Origin of the sequence: Pseudomonas rhizophila (assembly GCF_003033885.1) — a bacterium.
GTDB classification, from domain to species: domain Bacteria; phylum Pseudomonadota; class Gammaproteobacteria; order Pseudomonadales; family Pseudomonadaceae; genus Aquipseudomonas; species Aquipseudomonas rhizophila.
Map to the genome: position 1 here is coordinate 996,601 of NZ_CP024081.1, position 21,725 is coordinate 1,018,325.

A 21,725-nucleotide genomic window follows, 5' to 3' on the forward strand; every position below is an offset into this window, starting at 1 on the left:
AATGTCACAAGTCGGTGACATAACTCGCCCCTTTCGTTACCTGCCGCCCGCCATCCCTTGTTTAGACTCCCTGCGTCAAAACAACAAAAAAAGGTACTCCCATGGACACCTTCCAACCGGCCTTCAGCAGTTGGCTGAATGCGCCTGCCCACCAGCAATGGCTTGCCGCCGAAGGCTTGCGTCTGCTGGCGTTCGCCAAGGCCTCGAAGCTGCCGGACGGCTTTGGCAACCTGGACGAGCAGGGTCGCCTGCCGGACGATGCCCGGGCTGAAACCATGAACACCGCACGCATGACCCATAGCTTCGCGATGGCCCATATCCAGGGGCTGCCGGGGTTCTCCGAGCTGGTGGACCACGGTGTCCAGGCCCTCAGCGGCCCTCTGCGGGACGCCGAGCACGGCGGCTGGTTCGCCACGGCGCAACCCCATGAGAACGACACCGGCAAGGCCGCCTACCTGCACGCATTTGTCGCCTTGGCGGCCAGTTCCGCGGTGGTGGCCCAACGTCCTGGCGCCCAGGCGTTGCTGGATGAAGCCGTGCGGGTGATCGATGCGCACTTCTGGAGCGAAGAGGAGGGCGCCCTGCGCGAGTCCTTCAACCGCGACTGGAGCGACGAAGAAGCCTATCGCGGCGCCAACAGCAACATGCACGCCACCGAAGCCTTCCTGGCCCTGGCCGATGCCACGGACGAGCCTCGCTGGCTGGTCCGCGCGCTGCGTATCGTTGAGCGGGTAATCCACGGCCACGCCGCCGCCAATGACTACCTGGTGGTGGAACACTTCGATCGTCACTGGCAGCCGCTTCGCGAGTACAACCACGACAACCCCGCCGACGGTTTTCGCCCTTACGGCACCACGCCCGGCCATGGTTTCGAATGGGCGCGGCTGCTGTTGCACCTTGAGGCTGCACGGGTGCAGATTGGCATGTTGACCCCGGGCTGGCTGGCCCAGGATGCGCAGAAACTTTTTGACCAGAACTGCCGCCACGGTTGGGAGGTCGACGGCGCCCCAGGCCTTGTCTACACCCTGGACTGGGACAATCGCGCGGTAGTTCGCCATCGCCTGCATTGGGTGCATGCCGAAGCAGCGGCCGCTGCCAGTGCCTTGCTCAAACGCACCGACGAGGCGCAATACGAAGCCTGGTACCGGCGGTTCTGGGAGTTCTGTGACAAACATTTCATCGACCGTTGCAATGGCAGCTGGCACCACGAGCTCGATCCGCAAAACCGCCCCAGCGCCGACATCTGGCCGGGCAAGCCGGACCTGTATCACGCCTGGCAGGCCGTGCTGATCCCGCGTTTGCCCCTCGCCCCCAGCATGGCGACGGCGTTGGCGAAACTCTCCAGTCCCACACCTGTGTAACCATACCGTGACATTTACGCGTCCCTTCGTTACCTGCGAAGGGATTTCTCCTGTTTAGAATCCATGCAGCGCAAGCACCAGACTTGCATGCATAACAACAAGAAAGGTACTTCTAGATGAATGCGATTTCTCGCCTCGCTACTGTCATTTCTCTTGCTTCCCTGCTTCCCGTCGCAGCATTCCCTGTCAGCGCCCTTGCCGCCGAATCCAAAGGCAGCGTGGAAGTCGTTCACTGGTGGACGTCCGGTGGCGAAAAAGCCGCGGTCGATGTGCTCAAGGCCCAGGTAGAGAAAGACGGCTTTACCTGGAAGGATGGCGCTGTTGCCGGTGGTGGCGGCTCAACTGCCATGACCGTGCTCAAGAGTCGTGCCGTGGCCGGTAACCCACCGGGTGTGGCCCAGATCAAAGGCCCGGACATCCAGGAGTGGGCGTCTACCGGACTGCTCGACACCGACGTCCTGAAAGACGTTGCCAAAGAAGAGAAGTGGGACAGCCTGCTCGACAAGAAAGTCTCCGATACCGTGAAGTACGAAGGTGACTACGTTGCCGTGCCGGTGAACATCCACCGCGTCAACTGGCTGTGGATCAACCCGGAAGTCTTCAAGAAAGCCGGCATCACCAAAAACCCCACCACCCTCGAAGAATTCTACGCCGCCGGCGACAAGCTCAAGGCAGCAGGCTTCATTGCGCTGGCCCACGGCGGCCAGCCTTGGCAGGACAGCACGGTGTTCGAAGCCGTGGTGCTCTCGGTCATGGGCGTCGATGGCTACAAGAAAGCCCTGGTCGATCTGGACAACAAGGCCCTGACCGGTCCGGACATGGTCAAGGCGTTGACCGAGCTCAAGAAAGTCGCGACCTACATGGACGTGGACGGCAAGGGGCAGGACTGGAACCTGGAAGCGGCCAAGGTCATCAACGGCAAGGCCGGCATGCAGATCATGGGTGACTGGGCCAAGAGCGAATGGACCGCTGCGAAGAAAGTCGCCGGCAAGGACTACGAGTGCGTAGCTTTCCCGGGGACCGACAAGGCCTTCACCTACAACATCGACTCCCTGGCGGTGTTCAAGCAGAAAGACGAAGGCACCGCGGCCGGTCAGAAGGACATCGCCAAGGTCGTGCTGGGTGAGAACTTCCAGAAAGTCTTCAGCATCAACAAGGGTTCGATCCCGGTGCGCAACGACATGCTGGCCGACATGGCCAAGTACGGTTTCGATTCCTGCGCCCAGACCGCTGCCAAGGACTTCCTGGCGGACGCCAAGTCCGGCGGCCTGCAGCCGAGCATGGCGCACAACATGGCGACCACGTTGGCAGTACAGGGCGCGTTCTTTGACGTGGTGACCAACTTCATCAACGACCCGAAAGCCGACCCAGCCGACGCCGCCAAGAAACTTGGCGCAGCGGTTCAGTCTGCCAAGTAACCGTTAGCACCGCGACCCCCTGTGGGAGCGAGCCTGTGGGAGCAAAGCTTGCTCGCGATGAACGATAACGCGGTCATTCGAAAGACCGTAGCGCTTTCATCGCGAGCAAGCTCAGCTCCCACACAAGCCCGCTCCCACAAGGGATGCGAGTAGTCTTTTTCTCAAGTACTGGATCTTCCCATGAGTTCTGTTGCTGTGTTCAGCAAGGCCTCGCCGTTCGATGCATTGCAGCGCTGGCTCCCAAAACTGGTGCTGGCGCCGAGCATGTTCATCGTTCTGGTGGGCTTCTACGGTTATATCTTGTGGACGTTTGTTCTGTCGTTCACCACCTCGACCTTTCTGCCGAACTACAAGTGGGCGGGCCTGGCGCAATACGCGCGGCTGTGGGACAACGACCGCTGGTGGGTGGCGAGCAAGAACCTGGCGCTCTTTGGCGGCATGTTCATCGGCATCACCCTGGTGATCGGCGTGCTGCTGGCGGTGTTTCTTGACCAGCGCATTCGTCGTGAAGGTTTCATCCGCACCATTTACCTGTATCCGATGGCGCTCTCGATGATCGTCACCGGTACGGCCTGGAAGTGGTTGCTCAACCCAGGCATGGGCCTGGACAAATTGTTGCGTGACTGGGGCTGGGAAGGTTTTCGCCTGGACTGGCTGATCGACCCGGACCGTGTGGTGTATTGCCTGGTGATCGCCGCAGTGTGGCAGGCCTCGGGTTTCATCATGGCGATGTTCCTGGCCGGCCTGCGTGGGGTGGATCAATCGATCATCCGGGCTGCGCAGATCGATGGCGCGAGCATGCCGCGCATCTACTGGAAAGTGGTGCTGCCGAGCCTGCGTCCGGTGTTCTTCAGCGCCGTAATGATCCTGGCGCACATCGCGATCAAGAGCTTTGACCTGGTGGCGGCGATGACAGCCGGCGGCCCGGGTTACTCCTCTGACCTGCCTGCCATGTTCATGTACTCCTTCACATTCAGTCGCGGCCAGATGGGCATGGGCTCGGCCAGTGCGATTCTGATGCTCGGTGCGATTCTCGCAATCATCGTGCCTTACCTGTACTCCGAGCTGAGGACCAAGCGTCATGACTAGTCTCGCTGCCAAACCTTCCATCAGCCTGAGTCGCATCGCGATCTACGCGGTACTGATCCTTGCCGTATTGCTTTACCTGGTGCCGCTGGTAGTCATGCTGTTGACCAGCTTCAAGACCCCGGAAGACATCAGCACCGGCAACCTGCTGAGCTGGCCGACCGTGGTCACCGGCATCGGCTGGGTCAAGGCCTGGGCCACGGTTGACGGGTATTTCTGGAACTCGATCAAGATCACCGTCCCGGCGGTGCTGATCTCCACCGCGATCGGTGCATTGAACGGCTACGTGTTGTCGATGTGGCGCTTTCGCGGTTCGCAGTTGTTCTTCGGCCTGTTGTTGTTCGGGTGCTTCCTGCCGTTCCAGACCGTCCTGCTGCCGGCTTCGTTCACGCTCGGCAAGATGGGCCTGGCCAGTACCACCACGGGGCTGGTGTTCATACATGTGGTCTACGGCCTGGCGTTCACCACGCTGTTTTTCCGTAACTACTACGTGAGCATTCCCGATGCGCTGGTGAAAGCGGCGCGACTGGACGGTGCGGGTTTCTTCACCATCTTCCGGCGGATCATCCTGCCGATGTCCACCCCGATCATCATGGTCTGCCTGATCTGGCAGTTCACCCAGATCTGGAACGACTTCCTGTTCGGCGTGGTGTTCTCCAGCGGCGATTCGCAGCCCATCACGGTGGCGCTGAACAACTTGGTCAACACCAGTACCGGGGCCAAGGAATACAACGTTGATATGGCGGCGGCGATGATCGCCGGGCTGCCGACCCTGCTGGTCTATGTAGTGGCAGGCAAGTATTTCGTGCGCGGTCTGACGGCCGGCGCAGTCAAGGGGTAATCATGGCAACGCTCGAACTTCGCAATGTAAACAAGACCTATGGTGCCGGCCTGCCGGACACCCTGAAGAACATCGAGTTGTCGATCAAGGACGGTGAGTTCCTGATCCTCGTCGGCCCTTCGGGCTGCGGCAAGTCGACGCTGATGAACTGCATCGCCGGCCTTGAAACCATTACCGGCGGCGCGATCATGATCGGTGACCAGGATGTCAGCGGCATGAGTCCGAAGGATCGCGACATCGCCATGGTGTTCCAGTCCTACGCGCTGTACCCGACCATGAGCGTGCGGGAGAACATCGAGTTCGGTCTGAAGATTCGCAAGATGAGCCAGCCGGCCATCGACGAAGAAGTCACCCGCGTGGCCAAGCTGTTGCAGATCGAACACCTGCTCAACCGCAAGCCCGGCCAGCTTTCCGGCGGCCAACAACAGCGCGTGGCCATGGGCCGGGCGCTGGCGCGGCGGCCGAAGATCTACCTGTTCGACGAACCGCTGTCCAACCTCGACGCCAAGCTGCGGGTCGAGATGCGTACCGAAATGAAACTGATGCACCAGCGCCTGAAGACCACCACGGTCTACGTCACCCACGACCAGATCGAAGCCATGACCCTGGGCGACAAAGTGGCGGTGATGAAGGACGGCATCATCCAGCAGTTCGGCACGCCGAAAGACATCTACACCAACCCGGCCAACCTGTTCGTGGCGAGCTTCATCGGTTCGCCACCGATGAACTTCATCCCCCTGCGCCTGCAACGCAAGGACGGCCGTCTGCTGGCCTTGCTCGACAGCGGCCAGGCTCGTTGTGAGCTGCCGATGGGCATGCAGGATGCGGGTCTGGAAGACCGTGAAGTGATCCTCGGCCTGCGCCCGGAACAGATCATGCTGGCGGGCAACGAGCCCAATGGTTTGCCGACCATTCGCGCCGAAGTCCAGGTCACCGAACCCACCGGACCGGACACGCTGGTGTTCGTCAACCTGAACGACACCAAGGTCTGCTGCCGCCTGGCGCCGGACGTGGCGCCGCAGGTGGGGGAGACCCTGACGCTGCAATTCGATCCTTCGAAAGTGCTGCTGTTCGACGCCAAGTCCGGCGAACGCCTGGGCGTGGCCGGCCAAGTGCAGACAGATGCCCGGACCGCAAACGTAGCGCAGTTCAAAGGCCGATGAAGAACAAATGGGGGAGGGGGCTTTGCTCCCAAACAAGCTCTCTCCCACCAGGGAGTATGCGGTGAGTGGGGGACCATTCGCCGCAATCGTTGTAAACCGCGTTAGATAAAAACAGTTAATAACAATAAAGACGAGGATGTAGGGATGAAGAAGAACAACAACGCCCGGCGTGTCTGCCAATTGTCCGCTGTTGCGGCGATGATGCTGGCCGGTAGTGCGCACGCGGCCGAGGCTTTCAGCGCCGATTCGCAGTGGATGACGGGCGACTGGGGTGGCGAGCGGACCAGGCTGATCGAGCAAGGTATCGATATCAAGGCTGATTTCGTCGGTGAGATGGGGGCCAATCTCGACGGCGGTTACAACGATGACAAGACTGCGCGTTGGTCCCAGCAGTTTGGCTTGGGTGTAGCCCTCGACCTGGAGAAACTGGCAGGTTGGGGTGATACCACGGCCAAGATTCAATTCACTCGCCGTGACGGTCGCAACATCTCCAACGACCGTATCGGTGATCCACGTGCCGGCACCCTCAGCTCTTCCCAGGAAGTCTGGGGCCGTGGGCAAACCACCCGTCTGACGCAGTTGTGGATCAAGCAGCAGTATTTCGACAGTAAGCTGGATGTCAAAGCCGGTTATTACGGGGTCGGTGAAGATTTCAACAGTTTCCCGTGCGAGTTCCAGAACCTGGCGTTCTGCGGTTCGCAAGCGGGTAACTGGGCAACCGGCATCTGGTACAACTGGCCGATCATGCAGGCGGCGATTCGCGTCAAGTACAACCTCACGCCCGAACTCTATGCGCAGATCGGTGCTTACAACCAGAACCCTTCGCAGCTGGAAAACGGAAACCGCTACAAGCTCAGCGGCAGTGGCACCAAGGGCACGCTCATTCCGGTCGAGTTGGTCTGGTCGCCCAAGCTCAATGGCCTGCCAGGCGAATACCGTGTCGGTTACTACAAAAGTACGGCCAAGGCTGACGACGTGCGCGAAGACGACAATGGCCAGGATGCCGCGACAACCGGTAACGCCTACCGCAGCCACAGCAGCAAGGATGGCTACTGGTTCGTGGTGCAGCAACAGCTCACCACCCACAACGGTGATGCATCGCGCGGTCTGAACATTGCGGCCAACGCCACCTTCCATGACAAGGAAACCAACGTCGTCGACAACTACCAGTCGCTGATGTTCGTGTACAAGGGGCCGTTCAATGCGCGTCCTAAAGATGACGTCGGGATTGGTTTCTCCCGCATCCATGTCAACGAAGATGTGAAGAAAAACGCCGAGCTGGTCAACGCGGCCAATGGTGTCAGCGACTACGACGATCCGTTGTTCTCGCCGTTGCGTGGCACCGAATACAACTACGAAATCAACTACGGTTTCCACGTGACCAACTGGCTGACCGTACGCCCTAACCTGCAATACATCACTCATCCGGGTGGTGTGAATGAAGTCGACGACGCGCTGGTCGCCGGTCTGAAAATTCAGTCGGTGTTCTAACGCTGTTGCGATAAGCTCCTCTCTATGTGCGCATATTTGCGGATGGCCAAGGCTGTCCGCTTTTTTTTGTGAGGCCTACAGGCCTGCGGGGATAAATCCCCTCGCCACAAAAAGCTGTCGCATCAATCCAGTTCAATGATTTCCAGGACCGCAGCTCATGCATGAGCATCCGCTACAACGCTTTTTCAGATCCTTGCGCGAGCGCCCGGTGTTTGCGTGGGAGCGCTATCAGCAACGTGATGTGTTGGTGATCGATCATCCTCTGTGCCAGGCGGTGTTCAGTCGCCAGGGCGCGCAGCTGTTGCACTTTCAGCCGCGGGGGCAGAAACCCTGGTTGTGGTGTGCGGCCAAGTGGCCACAAGTCGGTGCGATCCGCGGCGGGGTGCCGGTGTGCTGGCCGTGGTATGGCCGTCATCCCAGCGAAAACGCCTGGCCGTCCCATGGCTGGGCACGGTTGATCGACTGGAAACTGCTCGACAGCCGCAGCGATGAAGACGGTGTGCACCTGCACTGGCAGCTCCAGTTGTGCGACTGGCAGGTCGATCTGTACGCCGATCTGGGCGAACGCATGGAATTACGCTTGAGCACCGAGCATCAAGACAGCCTGCCGTGCCAATTGAGCCAGGCTCTGCACGCCTATTGGCGTATTGGTGACGTGGGTGAGATAGCGCTGTCTGGGCTTGAAGGCGCGCTGGGCTACGACCAGTTGAACCGTGCAGCCTGCCAGCAGGAAGGCGATTTGCGGGTCGAGGGCGGTTGTCAGCGGGTGTTCCAGCACGAGGGTGAACTGCAGCTTAAAGACCACGCCTGGCAGCGTGAGCTGTGCATCGACACCGGCGCCAGTGCCGATACCGTGGTGTGGCATCCCGGTGCCCGGCCTTTGCTGGGGGTGAGCTGGGATGAGGTGTCGGAGTTCGTCTGCGTCGAAGCGGCCAGCGGTGGCACTGACAGCCTGTGCCTGGCGCCGGGGGAGCGGGCGCATTTGAGTTTGCAGGCGCGGGTGGGGGCTTGATCAAGGGGGGCAGCTGTTGGCCCCATCGCGAGCAGGCTCGCTCCCACAGTGGATCTTCATTGACCGCAGATCCATTGTGGGAGCGAGCCTGCTCGCGATGACGGCCTGTCAGGCGCTCAATTACCCAAGCCAGTTCAGTTGAACTCATCCCCCACCGGATACCGGCTGGCATTGAGGCTTTCCTTGATCTTGCGCAGATGCGGCTGGAAGTCCACACCGCGGCGCAAGGTCATGCCGGTGGCGAGCACGTCCAGCACAGTGAGCTGGATGATCCGCGAGGTCATCGGCATGTAGATGTCGGTGTCTTCGGGCAGCGGGATGTTCAGGCTCAGGGTGCTGGCCTTGGCCAGGGGCGAGCCTTCGGCGGTCAGGCCCAGTACCGATGCGCCGTTCTCCCGGGCGATGCGTGCGACTTCCACCAGCTCGCGGGTACGGCCGGTGTAGGAAATGATCACAAACAGCTCGCCCGTGTGGGCCACTGACGCGATCATCCGCTGCATCAGCACATCGGCGTGGGCGGTCACCGCCAGGTTGAAGCGGAAGAATTTGTGCTGGGCATCCAGCGCCACCGGTGCCGAGGCACCGAGGCCGAAGAAGTGAATCTGCCGGGCCTGGATCAGCAGATCCACGGCACGACTGATCAAATTGGGATCAAGGGCCTGGCAGGCGCTGTCCAATGAGGCAATGGCACTGCCAAAGATTTTCCGGGTGTAGGCTTCCGGGTTGTCATCGGCCTCCACTGCGCGACTGACGTAAGCGGCGCCGCTGGCCAGGCTTTGGGCCAGTTGCAGCTTGAGTTCCGGGTAGCCGCTGACGCCGAATGAGCGGCAGAAGCGGTTGACGGTGGGTTCGCTGACCGAAGCGGCCTGGGCGAGGGCGGCGATGCTGAAGCGGGTGGCCTGCTGGGGGTTGAGCAGGATCACTTCGGCCACTTTGCGTTCTGCCTTGTTCAGGTCTTCAAGGCGACTCTGGATCTGTTCCAGTAAATTTCGCACGCGGTCCATACAAGATTCCTAGAAAGACGGGTCTTTGATACGACCCTTTGCGGTGGCCTATCCTACTGATGGCTCCGGTGTACCACCACTCGGAATCGGTATTTTCGAAAAATGTTGTGGTTATTACTACATTTTTCCTTGAGTGATGCCTTGAAAAAAGGTATTTGTAGCTTAACTTGATAAAAGAACAAACATCATGCATTCGATTACGGTTGAACCGTGCACCTTCGCCTTGTTCGGCGCGTTGGGCGACCTGGCCTTGCGCAAGCTGTTTCCTGCCCTTTATCAGCTCGATGGCGCGGACCTGTTGCACGAGGACACGCGGATCATTGCCCTGGCCCGGGAGCCAGGTAGCGAACAGCAACACCTGGCGTTCATCGCCGCGGAGTTGCGCCGCTACGTGGACGACAAGGATCTGAACGAGACCGTGGTTGAACGCTTCCTGGGGCGCCTGACTTATCTGCACGTGGATTTCCTCAAGGCCGAGGACTATGTCGCCCTGGCCGAGCAGGCCGGTTCAGCCCAGCAGGTCATTGCCTATTTTGCCACCCCAGCGGCGGTGTATGGAGCGATCTGCGAGAACCTGGCGAAGGTCGGCTTGTGCGAAAACACCCGCGTCGTGCTGGAAAAACCCATCGGCTCGGACCTGGAATCGTCGCGCAAGGTCAACGACGCCGTGGCGCAGTTCTTCCCGGAAAACCGCACCTATCGCATCGACCACTACCTGGGTAAAGAGACGGTCCAGAACCTGATCGCGCTGCGGTTCGCCAACAGCCTGTTCGAAACCCAGTGGAACCAGAATTACATTTCCCATGTGGAAATCACCGTCGCCGAGAAGGTCGGCATCGAAGGCCGCTGGGGCTATTTCGACAAGGCCGGCCAACTGCGCGACATGATCCAGAATCACCTGTTGCAGTTGCTCTGCCTGATTGCCATGGACCCGCCGGCCGACCTGTCCGCCGACAGCATCCGTGACGAGAAGGTCAAAGTGCTCAAGGCCCTGGCGCCCATCAGCCCGGAAGGCCTGACCACCCAGGTGGTGCGCGGCCAGTACATCGCCGGCCACAGCGAGGGCAAGTCGGTGCCGGGTTACCTGGAAGAGCCCAACTCCAACACCCAGAGCGATACCGAAACCTTCGTGGCCCTGCGCGCCGACATTCGCAACTGGCGCTGGGCCGGGGTTCCGTTTTACCTGCGCACCGGCAAGCGCATGCCGCAGAAACTGTCGCAGATCGTCATTCACTTCAAGGAACCGTCCCACTACATCTTCGCCCCCGAGCAGCGCTTGCAGATCAGCAACAAACTGATCATCCGCCTGCAGCCGGACGAAGGTATTTCCTTGCGAGTGATGACCAAGGAGCAAGGCCTGGACAAGGGCATGCAATTGCGCAGCGGTCCGTTGCAACTCAACTTTTCCGACACCTATCGCAGCGCGCGGATTCCCGATGCCTACGAGCGGTTGTTGCTGGAAGTCATGAACGGCAATCAGAACCTGTTTGTCCGTAAAGATGAAATTGAAGCCGCGTGGACGTGGTGTGACCAGTTGATTGCCGGATGGAAGAAATCCGGCGATGCGCCCAAGCCGTATGCGGCCGGGTCCTGGGGGCCAATGAGCTCCATTGCACTGATCACGCGGGACGGGAGGTCATGGTATGGCGATATCTGAAGTGAAACTACCGCAGGGCGTCAGCGCCCACGAATTCAAAACCCCGGTGCTGCTGGCCGAGGGCTTGGCGTTGAAGGTGGCCGAGCAATTACGCGAGGCCATCGAGGCGCGCGGCACGGCGACCCTGGTGGTCTCCGGTGGTCGCAGCCCCGTGGCGTTTTTCCAGAGCCTGGCCAAACAGGCGCTGGACTGGTCGAGCGTGGTGCTGAGCCTGGCCGATGAGCGCTGGGTGCCGGTTGAGCACGCTGACAGCAACGCCGGTCTGCTCAAGCGTTACCTGCTCCAAGGTGCGGCGGCCAAGGCCCAGTTCCTGAGCCTCTACAGCGCCAGCGCCGACCTGGAAGCCGCAGCCGAGCAGGCCGATCGTTTGCTGGCCGAGCTGCCGCCCATCGACGTACTGATATTGGGCATGGGCGATGACGGGCACACCGCCTCGCTGTTCCCCGACAGTCCGAACCTGGCTCAAGCCTTGGATGCCAATGGCGCTCGCCGCTGCTGGCCGATGCTGGCGCCCACCGTGCCGCACCAGCGCCTGACCATGAGTCGCGCTTTGCTGGCCTCGGCGAAACACAAAGTGCTGTCGATTTCCGGTCAGTCGAAATTGACCACCCTGAACGCTGCGGTGGCCGGTGACAATGTCGCCGAAATGCCGATCCGCGCGTTTTTGCAACCTACGTTAGAGATTTACTGGTGCCCATGAACCAAGGATCAGCCGCTATGACAAACCCATCCCCGACCGTATCCATGGCGGACAAAGTTACCCTGATCGACAGCCTCTGCGCCAAGGCGCGGATCCTGCCGGTGATCACCATCGCCCGTGAGCAGGACATCCTGCCGCTGGCCGATGCCCTGGCCGCCGGCGGCCTGACGGCGCTGGAAGTGACCTTGCGTTCCCAGTACGGCCTCAAGGCCATCCAGGTGCTGCGCGAGCAACGTCCGGAACTGGTGACCGGGGCCGGTACGGTGCTGGACCGCCATATGCTGGCCGCTGCCGAGGCTGCCGGTTCGCAGTTCATCGTCACCCCAGGCATCACCCGTGATCTGCTGGAAGCCAGCGTCGACAGCCCGATCCCGTTGCTGCCGGGCATCAGCAACGCCTCCGGCATCATGGAAGGCTACGGCCTGGGTTATCGCCGCTTCAAACTGTTCCCGGCGGAAGTCAGCGGCGGTGTCGCGGCTATCAAGGCCCTGGGCGGCCCGTTCGGCGAAGTGAAATTCTGCCCGACCGGCGGCGTAAGCCCGGCCAATATCAAGAGCTACATGGCGTTGAAAAACGTGATGTGCGTGGGCGGTAGCTGGATGCTTGATCCTGAGTGGATCAAGAACGGCGACTGGGCCCGCATCCAGGAGTGCACCGCCGAGGCGCTGGCGCTGCTGGACTGATTGTCTTACCGAACCTTCGTTGGGTGTTCTACGGTTTTACGGTGCGCTTGGTCGGCGCGCCGTTTTTTTTTGCCTGGGTTTTATCGTACCGCGCTGGATAAACGCTGGATTTGTGGCGAGGAGATTTATCCCCGCTGGGGCGCGCAGCGGCCCCGAAACCTGACATCTCGGTGCGTCAGATAGGTTAAGTCCTCCTTGCTGGGCTGCTGCGCAGCCCTGCGGAGATAAATCCCCTCGCCACAACTACATTCGGCTCAGGTTAATCAGCGCCGCAATCAACCGCTCGATATCCTTCGCCAAGGTGATCAACCCTGGGGTAATGCGAATACACGGCCCGACACTGGTGTTGCGCACCACGGTGAAGATCCCGTAGTCATCGAGCAGTCGATCGGCCATCGCCTGTTGATCGGGCTGGGCGGTGAAGCGCATCGACGTGATGCCACAGTACAGGCGCGGATCGTCCGGCGTCATGATTTCGATCCCCGGTACATCACGCACGGCGTTCACCCACAGGTCGCGCAGATAACTGAGCCGCACGCCCTTGGCCGATGCGCCACCCAATGAGCGGTGCTCCTCCAGGACCAAGGGCAGGGTGAGCAAAGCCGGGATATTGGGCGTGCTGTGGGGCGTTCGCGAGCGCACGTCAGTGGCAGGGTAATGATCTTCGTCCATGTCCGGGTCGATGTCGGCCAGCCGTTGCGGTGCGATGTATAAAAAGCCCAGGGCCAGCGGCCCGCCGATCCACTTCTGCAGGTTGAACCCGGCGAATTCGATACCGAGCTTCTTCAGATCGAAATCGATCTGGCCCAGGGCGTGGGCACCGTCGAGAATGATATCGACGCCAAACTCACGGGCGGTTTCGGCAATGGCCTGGACCGGCATCACCAGCCCAGTGAGGTGGTTGACGTAGGTCAGCGCCATCAGCTTGAGACGCGGGTAACGAATGAACGCTTGGCGATAAGTGCCCACCAGGCTTTCGAAACTGGCGGGGTGCGGGTGGACGAGTTCAATCACCTCTACGCCACGCTGCCGGGCCAGCCAGCGCATTGCGCTTTTGACCGACGCGTATTCCAGATCACAGATCAGCACCTGATCGCCAGGCTTGAGACCGTTGTAGTTGCGAATCAGCGTTTGCAGGGCGTCTCCGGCACTGTTGGCCAGCGCTACGCTAGCGGGGGACGCGTGGATCAGTTGCGCCACTTGCTGGCGAATCGCTTCGCCATGGTCCCGGTCGAAATGCTGGCGCACGTACACCGAGTTACCGCGATTGACGAACTCAATATTGCGTTGGTACTCCTCGACCACGGTCCGGGACATGCGGCCGAAGTAGCCGTTTTCCAGATTGAGCGGCCCATTGGGGTCGACATCGTAGCGACCCACAAAAGTTTCCCAGAAAGCTTCATCGTGGGCGCGCAGGGTGTTCTCGGGCATGGCGTGGCTCAATCAATGTTGGGGCTTGGGTTTGCCGTGTTTGGCACGCAGGGGGTCAAGCAGATCCGACAGACCGTTGTGGTCGATCTCCTGCATCAGCGCCAGCAAACCGCCCAGTTCCCCGTGAGGAAAACCCTCGCGAGCGAACCAGTTCAGGTATTGCCCGGGCAGGTCGGCCAGGATTCGGCCTTTGTATTTGCCGAAGGGCATCTGGCGTGTCACCAGCAGTTCGAGCTTTTCCGGGTTCATGGCAGGGGTCTTGATTCAGTCAGCCTGGAAAATACAGGCATTCTGCATGCAGGCCAAATGACAGATCATGCAAAGAACACGGATACAGTTATCGAGCGATTGATTAACTTATTGATTTTTAATGTTTTTATTTGTGATTGCGGCTGGCACGACCGATGCAATATTCCTTGTAGGTTTTTTATTCACCAAGCAAAGGAATTGAAAAATGACCGACATCAACAAAGAATCCATCTCCGTCCTGAACGACCTGATCGAGACCAGCAAAGATGGTCAGGAAGGTTTCAAGACTTGCGCTGAAGACATCAAGCATCCACAACTCAAGGATTTGTTCGTCCAGCGCGCCGCAGACTGCGCTGCCGCCGCGGCTGAGCTGCAAGCTGCCGTACGGGCACTGGGTGGCGATCCGGAAACTTCCACCAGCGTTGCCGGTGATATGCATCGCCGTTGGGTGGACGTGAAATCCATGTTCACTGGCAAGGACGAAGAAGCAGTGCTCAACGAAGCCGAGCGCGGTGAAGACCATGCCCTTAAGGCTTACAAAGAAGCCATGGAGAAAATCAGCAAGCACAACCTGGTTGGTATTCGCGATCTGGTTGAGCGTCAGTACCATGGTGTGCAGCGCAACCATGACCAGGTAAAAGCCCTGCGTAACCAGGCGCGCGCCAGCTAAACACGCGCGCTTTACAAAAAACGCCAGCCTGTCTGGCGTTTTTTTTATGCCGATCATGTAACGGTGGCTCTGGACTCAAATAGATAGCCAGCTAATAATTGCACCCTCCATCACCCTTTATTGCATCTATCGTTACTGCGTCCCCATAAGAGTTTTTCGCGTGCCCATTACTTTCCAGGCCCTGTTCGCTCCCGACCGCCTCGCTGTGCAATTCGCCGTCAAGACCGTGCTTGGTGGTGGCTTGGCGCTTTGGCTGGCCTTGCGCTGGGGCCTGGAGCAGCCTTCATGGGCGTTGATGACCGCGATCATCGTGGCGCAACCGCTGTCCGGGATGGTGGTGCAGAAAGGTTTGGCGCGATTGGTCGGCACGCTGGTGGGCACCGTCATGTCGGTGGTGTTCATGGGGCTGTTTGCTCAGGCACCGTGGTTGTTCCTACTGGCGCTGGCCGTGTGGCTGGGCTTGTGCACGGCTTGCTCCACACTGCTGCGCAGCGCCTGGTCCTATTCGTTCGTGCTGGCCGGTTACACAGTGGCAATCATTGCCTTGCCGGCCATTTCCCATCCGCTGGGGGTGTTCGATCAGGCCGTGGCGCGCTGTACGGAGATCAGTCTGGGCATTGTCTGCGCCACGGCGGCCAGCGCGTTGCTCTGGCCGTTGCGGGTCGAGCGGCAATTGGCCGATCAGGCCCGTGTCGCCTGGCAGAGCGGCATGCAGGCGGCCCGTGCCACCCTGACGGGCGACGCCCAGGCCCGTAAAGGACTGTTGGAAATCCTCGGCAAGATCGTCGCCGTGGACGCCCAGCGTGAACACGCCTGGTTCGAAGGCAGCCTGGGTCGGCAACGGGCTCGGGCCATCAGCGCTCTGAGCCAGAAACTGTTGATGCTGCTGCGCATCTCCCGCTCGGTTCGGCGGCAATGGAAACAACTCGATCCTGAGGAAACCGAGGCCCTCAAGCCGTGGATGAGCGAGGTGCAACAAGCCCTCGACGCCGACAGCGCGACCCTGCAAGCCTTGCGACCACGGGTGCTGGATGCATCCCACGATCCACTGATCAGCCCGGCGCAAAGTTATTGCCTGGCCCGCTTCGCCTTGTTGCTCGATACCGCCCTGGCTGCCTGCGCAGCCTTGAAGGCGGTGCAAGAGGGCAGGGAGGCGGTGGATCCGCCTCGCACCCTGGCGCCCCATCGTGACCTGCCCCTGGCCATGGTCTTTGGTGCGCGTAGCGCCCTGGCGTTTCTGGCGGTCGCCTGTTTCTGGCTGGCGACTGCCTGGCCCGCCGCCTCAGGCGCGCTGGTGCTCACCTGCGTGGTGTGCAGTCTGTTCGCCAGTCGCGAAAACGGCGCGCAGATCGGCATGAGTTTTCTTCGGGGAATTCTATTGGCGGTGCCGACGGCGTTTGTCATCGGTGAGATTTTGCTGCCGCAGTGGAGCAGCTTTGCGATGTTGTGCATGGCCATGGGCGTGCCGCTGTTCCTGGGAGCGCTGGGTATGGCCAAGCCGCAGATTTTCGCCACGGCCACCTCGTTCTGTCTGCATTTCGTGGTGCTGATATCGCCGCTCAATGCCATGAAATATGACGTGGCGGCGTTCTTCAACAATGCTCAAGCGATGATGATCGGCGTGGGTGCGGCGGTGTTGGCATTCAACCTGCTGATTCTGCGCGATCCGGCCTGGCATAGCCGGCGCCTGCTGGCCGCCACGCTGGATGATCTGGTGCGGTTGACGCGCCGTAGCCTGCGGGGCGCCGAGAGCTGGTTCGGCGGACGCATGGCTGATCGGCTGTTGCAACTGGCGCGGCATTATCCCGAACTGCCGGTGCCGGCGCGTAGCCGTTGGGATGACGGATTGCTTGGCCTGGACATGGGTGACGAGTTGCTGCACCTGCGTTTGAGTCTGGCCGTCGCCCAAATGCCCGACAACCGGGCCCAGCGCCGTTACTTCGATGCGCTGGAGCAGGTGCTTGAGCGCGGTCCGGCAGTTGATCAGGCCGAAGCACTCGGCCCGGCGAGCGACGAGTTCCTGAAGGTGTTGTCGATGCAACCGCCCGGCGATGCGCTGAAACTGGCCCAGGGTGCGGTGGTGCAATTGCAGAACAGCTGGCGCGCCTGGTGCCGTCAGCACGAACCTGAACAACGGGAGCAGAGCCATGGGCTTGCGTGAGTGGTCGATAGGCGGGGTATTGCTCAGCCCGTTCTTGATTTATGTGGTGCTGGCCTTGCTGGTGACCGGTGGGCTTCGCCTGTTGCTCAGCCTCGTGCCGGCCGGGCGCTGGATCTGGCATGAAGCCTTGTTCGACTGCGCCCTGTATGTCTGTGTCCTGACTGTTATTACCGTGGTCCTCGGACCGCTATAAGGAGTTGAACATGCGTACTTCCGTACGTGTTGCCGTCACGCTGAGCGTGGTGGCCGTGGCGATCTTCGCCGGGTTTCATCTGTGGCAGTACTACATGCTCACGCCCTGGACCCGGGATGCGCGGATTCGCGCCGACGTGGTGGTGATCGCCCCCGACGTGTCAGGTTGGGTGCGCGAGCTCAAGGCGGTGGATAACCAGCAGGTCAAGGCCGGCGATGTATTGCTGAGCATCGACCGCGAACGTTTCGAGGCCGCGCTGGAGAAAGCTCGGGCGGTGGTCCAGACCCGGCAGCAGCAACTGAGTTTGCGTGAACACGAAGCCAGTCGACGCGCCGCTCTGGGGCCCCAGGCTATCAGCGCCGAGTTGCGGGAAAACGCCCAGATCAACGCCGGCATCGCCCGGGGCGAACTGCGCGAGGCCCAGGCCGAGGCCAAGGTCGCCGAACTCAACCTGGCCCGCAGCCAGGTCCTGGCCCCACGGGGCGGCCATATCACCAACCTGCGCCTGGCCGAGGGCAACTACGTGAATGCCGGACAACCGGTCATGGCGCTGATCGACGATTCAACGTTTTATGTGCAGGCCTATTTCGAAGAAACCAAACTGCCCAGGATCCGCGTGGGCGATCCGGTCAAGGTCTGGTTGATGAGCGCCGGTCATGCCCTGCAAGGCCACGTCGAAAGCATCAGCCGCGGCATTACCGACCGCAATACCAATCCCGATGCGCAGTTGCTGGCGGAGGTCGAGCCGACCTTCAATTGGGTGCGCCTGGCCCAGCGGATTCCGGTGCGGATCAAGCTGGACAAGGTGCCTGAAGGGGTAAACCTGAGCGCGGGGATGACGGCGAGCGTGCAGGTGCGTGAAGACTTGCAATAACTTTGTGGCGAGGGGATTTATCCCCGCTGGGGCGCGAAGCGGCCCCAATATCTCAAGACCTCTGAGGTGTGTCTGCCCGAGTGCAGGGGGCTGCTTCGCAGCCCAGCGGGGATAAATCCCCTCGCCACAGGTCATTCACTTTAGATAGTGGTAATCAACCGACAGTAATCGCCGGCAGCGTCGGCAAGGTCACGGTCTGCTGCTTGCGTGGCGCGAGGATTTCCGCTTCGCCGTCCACCACCAGCTCGTCGCGCTGATTGAACACGCGAGTGGCAATGCGTACGCGAAATTTCGGCAGTTTCTCAAGGATCTCCAAGCGCACGGTCAGGGTGTCGCCAATCTTCACCGGCTTCTGGAAGCTCATCTGCTGGCCGATATAGATGGTGCCCGGCCCAGGCAGCTCGCAGGCCACCGCCGCGCTGATCAGCGCACCGCTGAACATGCCATGGGCGATGCGCTCCTTGAACATGCTCGCCGCAGCGAATTCGGCATCCAGGTGCACCGGGTTGTGATCGCCCGACATGGCGGCGAACAGCTGGATGTCGCGCTCTTCGACGGTCTTGCTGTAGCTGGCGGTCTGGCCGACTTCGAGGGCTTCGTAGGGGATGTTGGTAACCTGGGTCATCTATCAAATCCTGTGACGAGTAAAGGAAAACGCTGCAAACCTATTCGCTGCGTGGCGGTCGCTTGTGACTCAGGGCCTGGGCAATCCAGGCCAGCACGTCGGCCGTCACTTCATCGCGGTTGGTTTCATTGAACAGTTCGTGCCGGGCTTGCGGGTAAATCGTCAATTGCAAGTGCTGGCTGCCGGCGCCGCGCAGGGCGTCGGCCAGATCCTTGAGACGTTTGCCTTCACTCACCGGATCACATTCACCGCCGATCACCAGCAGGGGCAGGCCCGGATCGATCTGGGCGAGATTGGACGCTTTGCTGATCTGCTGCAACCCGCCGAGCAGGTCGACCCACAACTGATTGGTGCAACGAAAGCCGCACAGCGGGTCGAGGCGGTACTTGTCGACCTCGGCCGGGTCGCGGCTGAGCCAGTCGAAGGGGGTACGCGTGGGTTTGAATTTCTTATTGAAACTGCCGAAGGACAGCCACTCGATCAGGGCGCTGCGGCCCTTTGGGCCCTGGCGCATGCGCTCGAAACAGGCGATCAGGCGCGCGGCACGATAGAGCGCCACGGGCTGGAAATTCGAACCGCTGAGAATCGCCCCGTGCAGACTGGCGCTGTGATGTAACAGGTAACCCTGGGCGATGTAGCTGCCCATGCTGTGACCCAGCAACACGATGGGAACATCGGGGTGCTGCTGGCCGATGTGTTGATTGAGGCTGGCCAGGTCGCCGACCACCTTGGCCCAGCCATCCTCGTCGGCAAAATGGCCGAGCGTCGCTGCTTCGCCGGTTTTGCCATGGCCGCGCAGGTCCGGCGCGTAGACACCGTAGCCTGCATCGCACAGCGCCCGGGCCAGACGCGCGTAGCGGCCGCTGTGTTCGGCCATGCCGTGGGCCAGCATGATCACCGCTTCAGGGGCGGTTTCAGGCAGCCACTGATTGACGAACAGGCGGGTGTGGTCGGTGGCGGTGAGCATGAACGTTTGGTGGATCATGGTCATTCCTTTACTCACGGGCATACACAAGGGCAAACACAGCGTCGCTGCATTGTATAGCGCATCCGTTGCGTCTCGCCTGATCAAGTCACGTTACGTTACGTCGTGGCAGGTAGATTCACACAATCTATGAAGCAGGTTGCCATATTTGCCTGATTGGCCATAGCTGCTAGTGTCCCAAGAGCACCGCCTGTGCAAGAGCCACAGAAGCGGCCCGGACACGTTCAGGTAAAGAGGATAAAAACAATGCAGCCTGATTTCTGGAATGACAAACGCCCGGCCGGCGTGCCCCTGGACATTGACGTGGGGGCCTACAAATCGGTGATCGAGGTGTTCGAGCGTTCCTGCAAGAAATTCGCCGACCGTCCGGCGTTCAGCAACATGGGGGTTACCCTGACCTATGCCGAACTCGAGCGCTACAGCGCTGCCTTCGCCGGCTACCTGCAAGCCCATACCGACCTGGCGCCTGGCGATCGTATCGCGGTGCAGATGCCCAATGTCCTGCAATACCCCATCGCCGTGTTCGGTGCCTTGCGCGCCGGGCTGATCGTGGTCAACACCAACCCGTTGTACACCCCGCGGGAAATGCGCCACCAGTTCAAGGACTCCGGCGCCCGGGCACTGGTGTACATGAACCTGTTCGGACAGAAAGTCCAGGAGGTGCTGCCTGACACCGATCTGCAGTATCTCATCGAGGCGAAGATGGGCGACCTGATGCCCACTGCCAAGGGCTGGCTGGTCAATACGCTGGTGAGCAAGGTCAAGAAGATGGTCCCTGACTATTCGCTGCCCCAGGCCGTTTCCTTCAAGAGCACGTTGCGCCTGGGGCGGGGCCATGGCATCAAACCGCTGAAAGTCAGCCTCGAGGACATCGCGGTGCTGCAATACACCGGCGGCACCACCGGCCTTGCCAAGGGAGCGATGCTGACTCATGGCAACCTGGTAGCGAACATGCAGCAGGCCCGGGCATGCCTGGGCCAGTTCGGCGACGACGGCCAACCGTTGCTGCGCGAAGGCCAGGAGGTGATGATCGCGCCGCTGCCGCTGTACCACATCTATGCCTTCACGGCGAATTGCATGTGCATGATGGTCACCGGTAACCACAACGTGCTGATCACCAACCCGCGGGACATCGGTGGCTTTATCAAGGAGCTGAAGAACTGGCGTTTTTCGGCGCTGCTGGGGCTCAACACGCTGTTCGTGGCGTTGATGGACCATCCGGATTTCAAGACCCTGGATTTCTCCAGCCTCAAGCTCACCAACTCCGGTGGCACTGCGCTGGTCAAGGCCACGGCCGAGCGTTGGGAACAGCTCACCGGCTGCCGGATCACCGAAGGCTATGGCCTGACCGAAACCTCGCCGGTGGCCTGCACCAACCCTTATGGCACCAAGTCCCGGCTGGGCACGGTGGGGCTGCCGGTGCCGGGCACGCTCATGAAAGTGGTCAGCGACGACGGCGCCGAACAGCCACTGGGCGAGCGCGGTGAGTTGTGCATCAAGGGCCCGCAAATCATGAAAGGCTACTGGAACAAACCCGAAGCCACCGCCGAGGTGCTGGACAGCGAAGGCTGGTTCAAATCCGGTGACATCGCGGTGATCGACCCGGACGGTTTCGTGCGCATCGTCGATCGCAAGAAAGACATGATCATCGTCTCGGGTTTCAACGTATACCCCAACGAAATCGAAGACGTGGTAATGGCCCATCCGAAAGTTGCCAACTGCGCAGTGATCGGTGTGCCGGACGAGCGTTCGGGGGAGGCGGTGAAACTGTTCGTGGTGCCACGCGAGACGGGCGTCAGCCTTGAAGAGCTCAAGGCTTACTGCAAGGAGAACTTCACCGGCTACAAGATACCCAAGCACATCGTGCTGCGAGAGTCGTTGCCGATGACGCCAGTGGGCAAGATATTGCGGCGGGAGTTGCGGGATATTGCCTGAGGCCGGCCATCCTTTGGAATAAACCCTGTGGGAGCGAGCCTGCTCGCGATGGCGGTGTATCAGTGACAGAGATGTTGACTGAGGCGCCGCCATCGCGAGCAGGCTCGCTCCCACGGTTTTTATGTATTCGCAGTGATTAACCAGTGCTTAGTATTTTTACTCTAAAAATGACCACTGCATATTCTT

At 60.5% G+C, this 21,725-nt stretch carries 20 protein-coding genes; 15 read left to right on the forward strand and 5 right to left on the reverse strand.

The genetic code is table 11. From position 1 onward, the window contains the following. Window positions 1–101 precede the first annotated feature (101 nt). The 7 genes from CRX69_RS04680 to CRX69_RS04710 all read left to right on the forward strand — a co-directional run bounded on the left by CRX69_RS04680 (window position 102) and on the right by CRX69_RS04710 (window position 8,372). Window positions 102–1,361 (forward strand): D-mannose isomerase, encoded by a 1,260-nt coding sequence (locus CRX69_RS04680; RefSeq protein ID WP_047228363.1) that lies wholly within the window; start codon window positions 102–104, stop codon window positions 1,359–1,361. A gap of 116 nt (window positions 1,362–1,477) precedes the next feature. Then, entirely contained in the window at window positions 1,478–2,779 is a 1,302-nt protein-coding gene (locus CRX69_RS04685; RefSeq protein ID WP_047228362.1) for an ABC transporter substrate-binding protein, read from the forward strand. Window positions 2,780–2,959: 180 nt separating this feature from the next. Beyond that, window positions 2,960–3,868 carry a carbohydrate ABC transporter permease gene (locus CRX69_RS04690; RefSeq protein ID WP_047228361.1) on the forward strand — a complete coding sequence of 303 codons (909 nt, stop codon included), beginning with the start codon at window positions 2,960–2,962 and terminating at the stop codon, window positions 3,866–3,868. Continuing rightward, window positions 3,861–4,706, forward strand: a complete 846-nt coding sequence (locus tag CRX69_RS04695; protein WP_047228360.1) for a carbohydrate ABC transporter permease — start codon at window positions 3,861–3,863, stop codon at window positions 4,704–4,706. Before CRX69_RS04690 ends, CRX69_RS04695 begins: the two co-directional genes overlap by 8 nt. Before the next feature lie 2 nt (window positions 4,707–4,708). Continuing rightward, entirely contained in the window at window positions 4,709–5,869 is a 1,161-nt protein-coding gene (locus CRX69_RS04700) for an ABC transporter ATP-binding protein (RefSeq protein ID WP_047228359.1), read from the forward strand. Between the two features lie 144 nt (window positions 5,870–6,013). Continuing rightward, window positions 6,014–7,360, forward strand: a complete 1,347-nt coding sequence (locus tag CRX69_RS04705; protein ID WP_047228358.1) for a carbohydrate porin — start codon at window positions 6,014–6,016, stop codon at window positions 7,358–7,360. A gap of 157 nt (window positions 7,361–7,517) precedes the next feature. Further along, window positions 7,518–8,372 (forward strand): D-hexose-6-phosphate mutarotase, encoded by an 855-nt coding sequence (locus CRX69_RS04710; protein WP_047228357.1) that lies wholly within the window; start codon window positions 7,518–7,520, stop codon window positions 8,370–8,372. A gap of 134 nt (window positions 8,373–8,506) precedes the next feature. On the opposite strand, the gene CRX69_RS04715 is transcribed toward CRX69_RS04710, so the two are convergent. Further along, window positions 8,507–9,367 carry a MurR/RpiR family transcriptional regulator gene (locus CRX69_RS04715; RefSeq protein WP_171061416.1) on the reverse strand — a complete coding sequence of 287 codons (861 nt, stop codon included), beginning with the start codon at window positions 9,365–9,367 and terminating at the stop codon, window positions 8,507–8,509. Window positions 9,368–9,563: 196 nt separating this feature from the next. On the opposite strand from CRX69_RS04715, the gene zwf reads away from it, so the two are divergent. From zwf to CRX69_RS04730, 3 genes are read left to right on the forward strand one after another with little or no spacing between them, the layout of a single operon-like run. Beyond that, window positions 9,564–11,033, forward strand: a complete 1,470-nt coding sequence (zwf, locus tag CRX69_RS04720; RefSeq protein WP_107321627.1) for a glucose-6-phosphate dehydrogenase — start codon at window positions 9,564–9,566, stop codon at window positions 11,031–11,033. Continuing rightward, complete coding sequence (gene pgl, locus CRX69_RS04725) at window positions 11,020–11,733, forward strand: 6-phosphogluconolactonase (protein WP_047228355.1); 714 nt, start codon at window positions 11,020–11,022, stop codon at window positions 11,731–11,733. The genes zwf and pgl overlap by 14 nt, the downstream gene beginning before the upstream one ends. Window positions 11,734–11,750: 17 nt before the next feature. Next, the gene (locus tag CRX69_RS04730) at window positions 11,751–12,416 is read left to right on the forward strand and encodes a bifunctional 4-hydroxy-2-oxoglutarate aldolase/2-dehydro-3-deoxy-phosphogluconate aldolase (protein WP_047228354.1); all 666 of its coding nucleotides are present in this window, start codon (window positions 11,751–11,753) and stop codon (window positions 12,414–12,416) included. 243 nt (window positions 12,417–12,659) lie between these two features. Here CRX69_RS04730 and CRX69_RS04735 read toward each other — a convergent pair whose 3' ends face one another. Beyond that, on the reverse strand, window positions 12,660–13,847 hold the full coding sequence (locus tag CRX69_RS04735) for an aminotransferase class V-fold PLP-dependent enzyme (RefSeq protein ID WP_107321628.1): 1,188 nt from the start codon (window positions 13,845–13,847) through the stop codon (window positions 12,660–12,662). 12 nt (window positions 13,848–13,859) lie between these two features. Next, on the reverse strand, window positions 13,860–14,096 hold the full coding sequence (locus CRX69_RS04740) for a DUF3820 family protein (protein WP_047228352.1): 237 nt from the start codon (window positions 14,094–14,096) through the stop codon (window positions 13,860–13,862). 205 nt (window positions 14,097–14,301) lie between these two features. Between CRX69_RS04740 and CRX69_RS04745 the strand changes: the two genes are divergently transcribed. The 4 genes from CRX69_RS04745 to CRX69_RS04760 all read left to right on the forward strand — a co-directional run bounded on the left by CRX69_RS04745 (window position 14,302) and on the right by CRX69_RS04760 (window position 17,994). Continuing rightward, entirely contained in the window at window positions 14,302–14,766 is a 465-nt protein-coding gene (locus CRX69_RS04745) for a ferritin-like domain-containing protein (RefSeq protein ID WP_047228351.1), read from the forward strand. 160 nt (window positions 14,767–14,926) lie between these two features. Continuing rightward, on the forward strand, window positions 14,927–16,927 hold the full coding sequence (locus CRX69_RS04750; RefSeq protein WP_107321629.1) for an FUSC family protein: 2,001 nt from the start codon (window positions 14,927–14,929) through the stop codon (window positions 16,925–16,927). After that, entirely contained in the window at window positions 16,914–17,120 is a 207-nt protein-coding gene (locus CRX69_RS04755; RefSeq protein WP_047228349.1) for a DUF1656 domain-containing protein, read from the forward strand. Before CRX69_RS04750 ends, CRX69_RS04755 begins: the two co-directional genes overlap by 14 nt. Before the next feature lie 10 nt (window positions 17,121–17,130). Continuing rightward, entirely contained in the window at window positions 17,131–17,994 is an 864-nt protein-coding gene (locus CRX69_RS04760; protein WP_047228348.1) for an efflux RND transporter periplasmic adaptor subunit, read from the forward strand. A gap of 154 nt (window positions 17,995–18,148) precedes the next feature. On the opposite strand, the gene CRX69_RS04765 is transcribed toward CRX69_RS04760, so the two are convergent. After that, window positions 18,149–18,619: a MaoC family dehydratase gene (locus CRX69_RS04765; protein WP_003184579.1), complete on the reverse strand. Its 471-nt coding sequence runs from the start codon at window positions 18,617–18,619 to the stop codon at window positions 18,149–18,151. A gap of 40 nt (window positions 18,620–18,659) precedes the next feature. After that, on the reverse strand, window positions 18,660–19,604 hold the full coding sequence (locus CRX69_RS04770; protein WP_047228347.1) for an alpha/beta hydrolase: 945 nt from the start codon (window positions 19,602–19,604) through the stop codon (window positions 18,660–18,662). Between the two features lie 246 nt (window positions 19,605–19,850). Here CRX69_RS04770 and fadD2 point away from each other — a divergent pair, with 246 nt between their 5' ends. Beyond that, a complete protein-coding gene (fadD2, locus tag CRX69_RS04775) occupies window positions 19,851–21,539 on the forward strand; it encodes a long-chain-fatty-acid--CoA ligase FadD2 (RefSeq protein WP_047228346.1) in 1,689 nt (562 codons plus the stop codon). Window positions 21,540–21,725: the final 186 nt, after the last annotated feature.

What these genes read in the sequence shown, in the direction of transcription:
- CRX69_RS04760 (WP_047228348.1), top strand. Translation starts at nt 17,131, where the DNA reads ATGCGTACTTCCGTACGTGTTGCCGTCACGCTGAGCGTGGTGGCCGTG.
- CRX69_RS04680 (WP_047228363.1), top strand. Translation starts at nt 102, where the DNA reads ATGGACACCTTCCAACCGGCCTTCAGCAGTTGGCTGAATGCGCCTGCC.
- CRX69_RS04745 (WP_047228351.1), top strand. Translation starts at nt 14,302, where the DNA reads ATGACCGACATCAACAAAGAATCCATCTCCGTCCTGAACGACCTGATC.
- fadD2 (WP_047228346.1), top strand. Translation starts at nt 19,851, where the DNA reads ATGCAGCCTGATTTCTGGAATGACAAACGCCCGGCCGGCGTGCCCCTG.
- CRX69_RS04700 (WP_047228359.1), top strand. Translation starts at nt 4,709, where the DNA reads ATGGCAACGCTCGAACTTCGCAATGTAAACAAGACCTATGGTGCCGGC.
- CRX69_RS04740 (WP_047228352.1), bottom strand. Translation starts at nt 14,096, where the DNA reads ATGAACCCGGAAAAGCTCGAACTGCTGGTGACACGCCAGATGCCCTTC.
- zwf (WP_107321627.1), top strand. Translation starts at nt 9,564, where the DNA reads ATGCATTCGATTACGGTTGAACCGTGCACCTTCGCCTTGTTCGGCGCG.
- CRX69_RS04770 (WP_047228347.1), bottom strand. Translation starts at nt 19,604, where the DNA reads ATGATCCACCAAACGTTCATGCTCACCGCCACCGACCACACCCGCCTG.
- CRX69_RS04765 (WP_003184579.1), bottom strand. Translation starts at nt 18,619, where the DNA reads ATGACCCAGGTTACCAACATCCCCTACGAAGCCCTCGAAGTCGGCCAG.
- CRX69_RS04690 (WP_047228361.1), top strand. Translation starts at nt 2,960, where the DNA reads ATGAGTTCTGTTGCTGTGTTCAGCAAGGCCTCGCCGTTCGATGCATTG.
- CRX69_RS04705 (WP_047228358.1), top strand. Translation starts at nt 6,014, where the DNA reads ATGAAGAAGAACAACAACGCCCGGCGTGTCTGCCAATTGTCCGCTGTT.
- CRX69_RS04685 (WP_047228362.1), top strand. Translation starts at nt 1,478, where the DNA reads ATGAATGCGATTTCTCGCCTCGCTACTGTCATTTCTCTTGCTTCCCTG.
- pgl (WP_047228355.1), top strand. Translation starts at nt 11,020, where the DNA reads ATGGCGATATCTGAAGTGAAACTACCGCAGGGCGTCAGCGCCCACGAA.
- CRX69_RS04710 (WP_047228357.1), top strand. Translation starts at nt 7,518, where the DNA reads ATGCATGAGCATCCGCTACAACGCTTTTTCAGATCCTTGCGCGAGCGC.
- CRX69_RS04755 (WP_047228349.1), top strand. Translation starts at nt 16,914, where the DNA reads ATGGGCTTGCGTGAGTGGTCGATAGGCGGGGTATTGCTCAGCCCGTTC.
- CRX69_RS04730 (WP_047228354.1), top strand. Translation starts at nt 11,751, where the DNA reads ATGACAAACCCATCCCCGACCGTATCCATGGCGGACAAAGTTACCCTG.
- CRX69_RS04735 (WP_107321628.1), bottom strand. Translation starts at nt 13,847, where the DNA reads ATGCCCGAGAACACCCTGCGCGCCCACGATGAAGCTTTCTGGGAAACT.
- CRX69_RS04695 (WP_047228360.1), top strand. Translation starts at nt 3,861, where the DNA reads ATGACTAGTCTCGCTGCCAAACCTTCCATCAGCCTGAGTCGCATCGCG.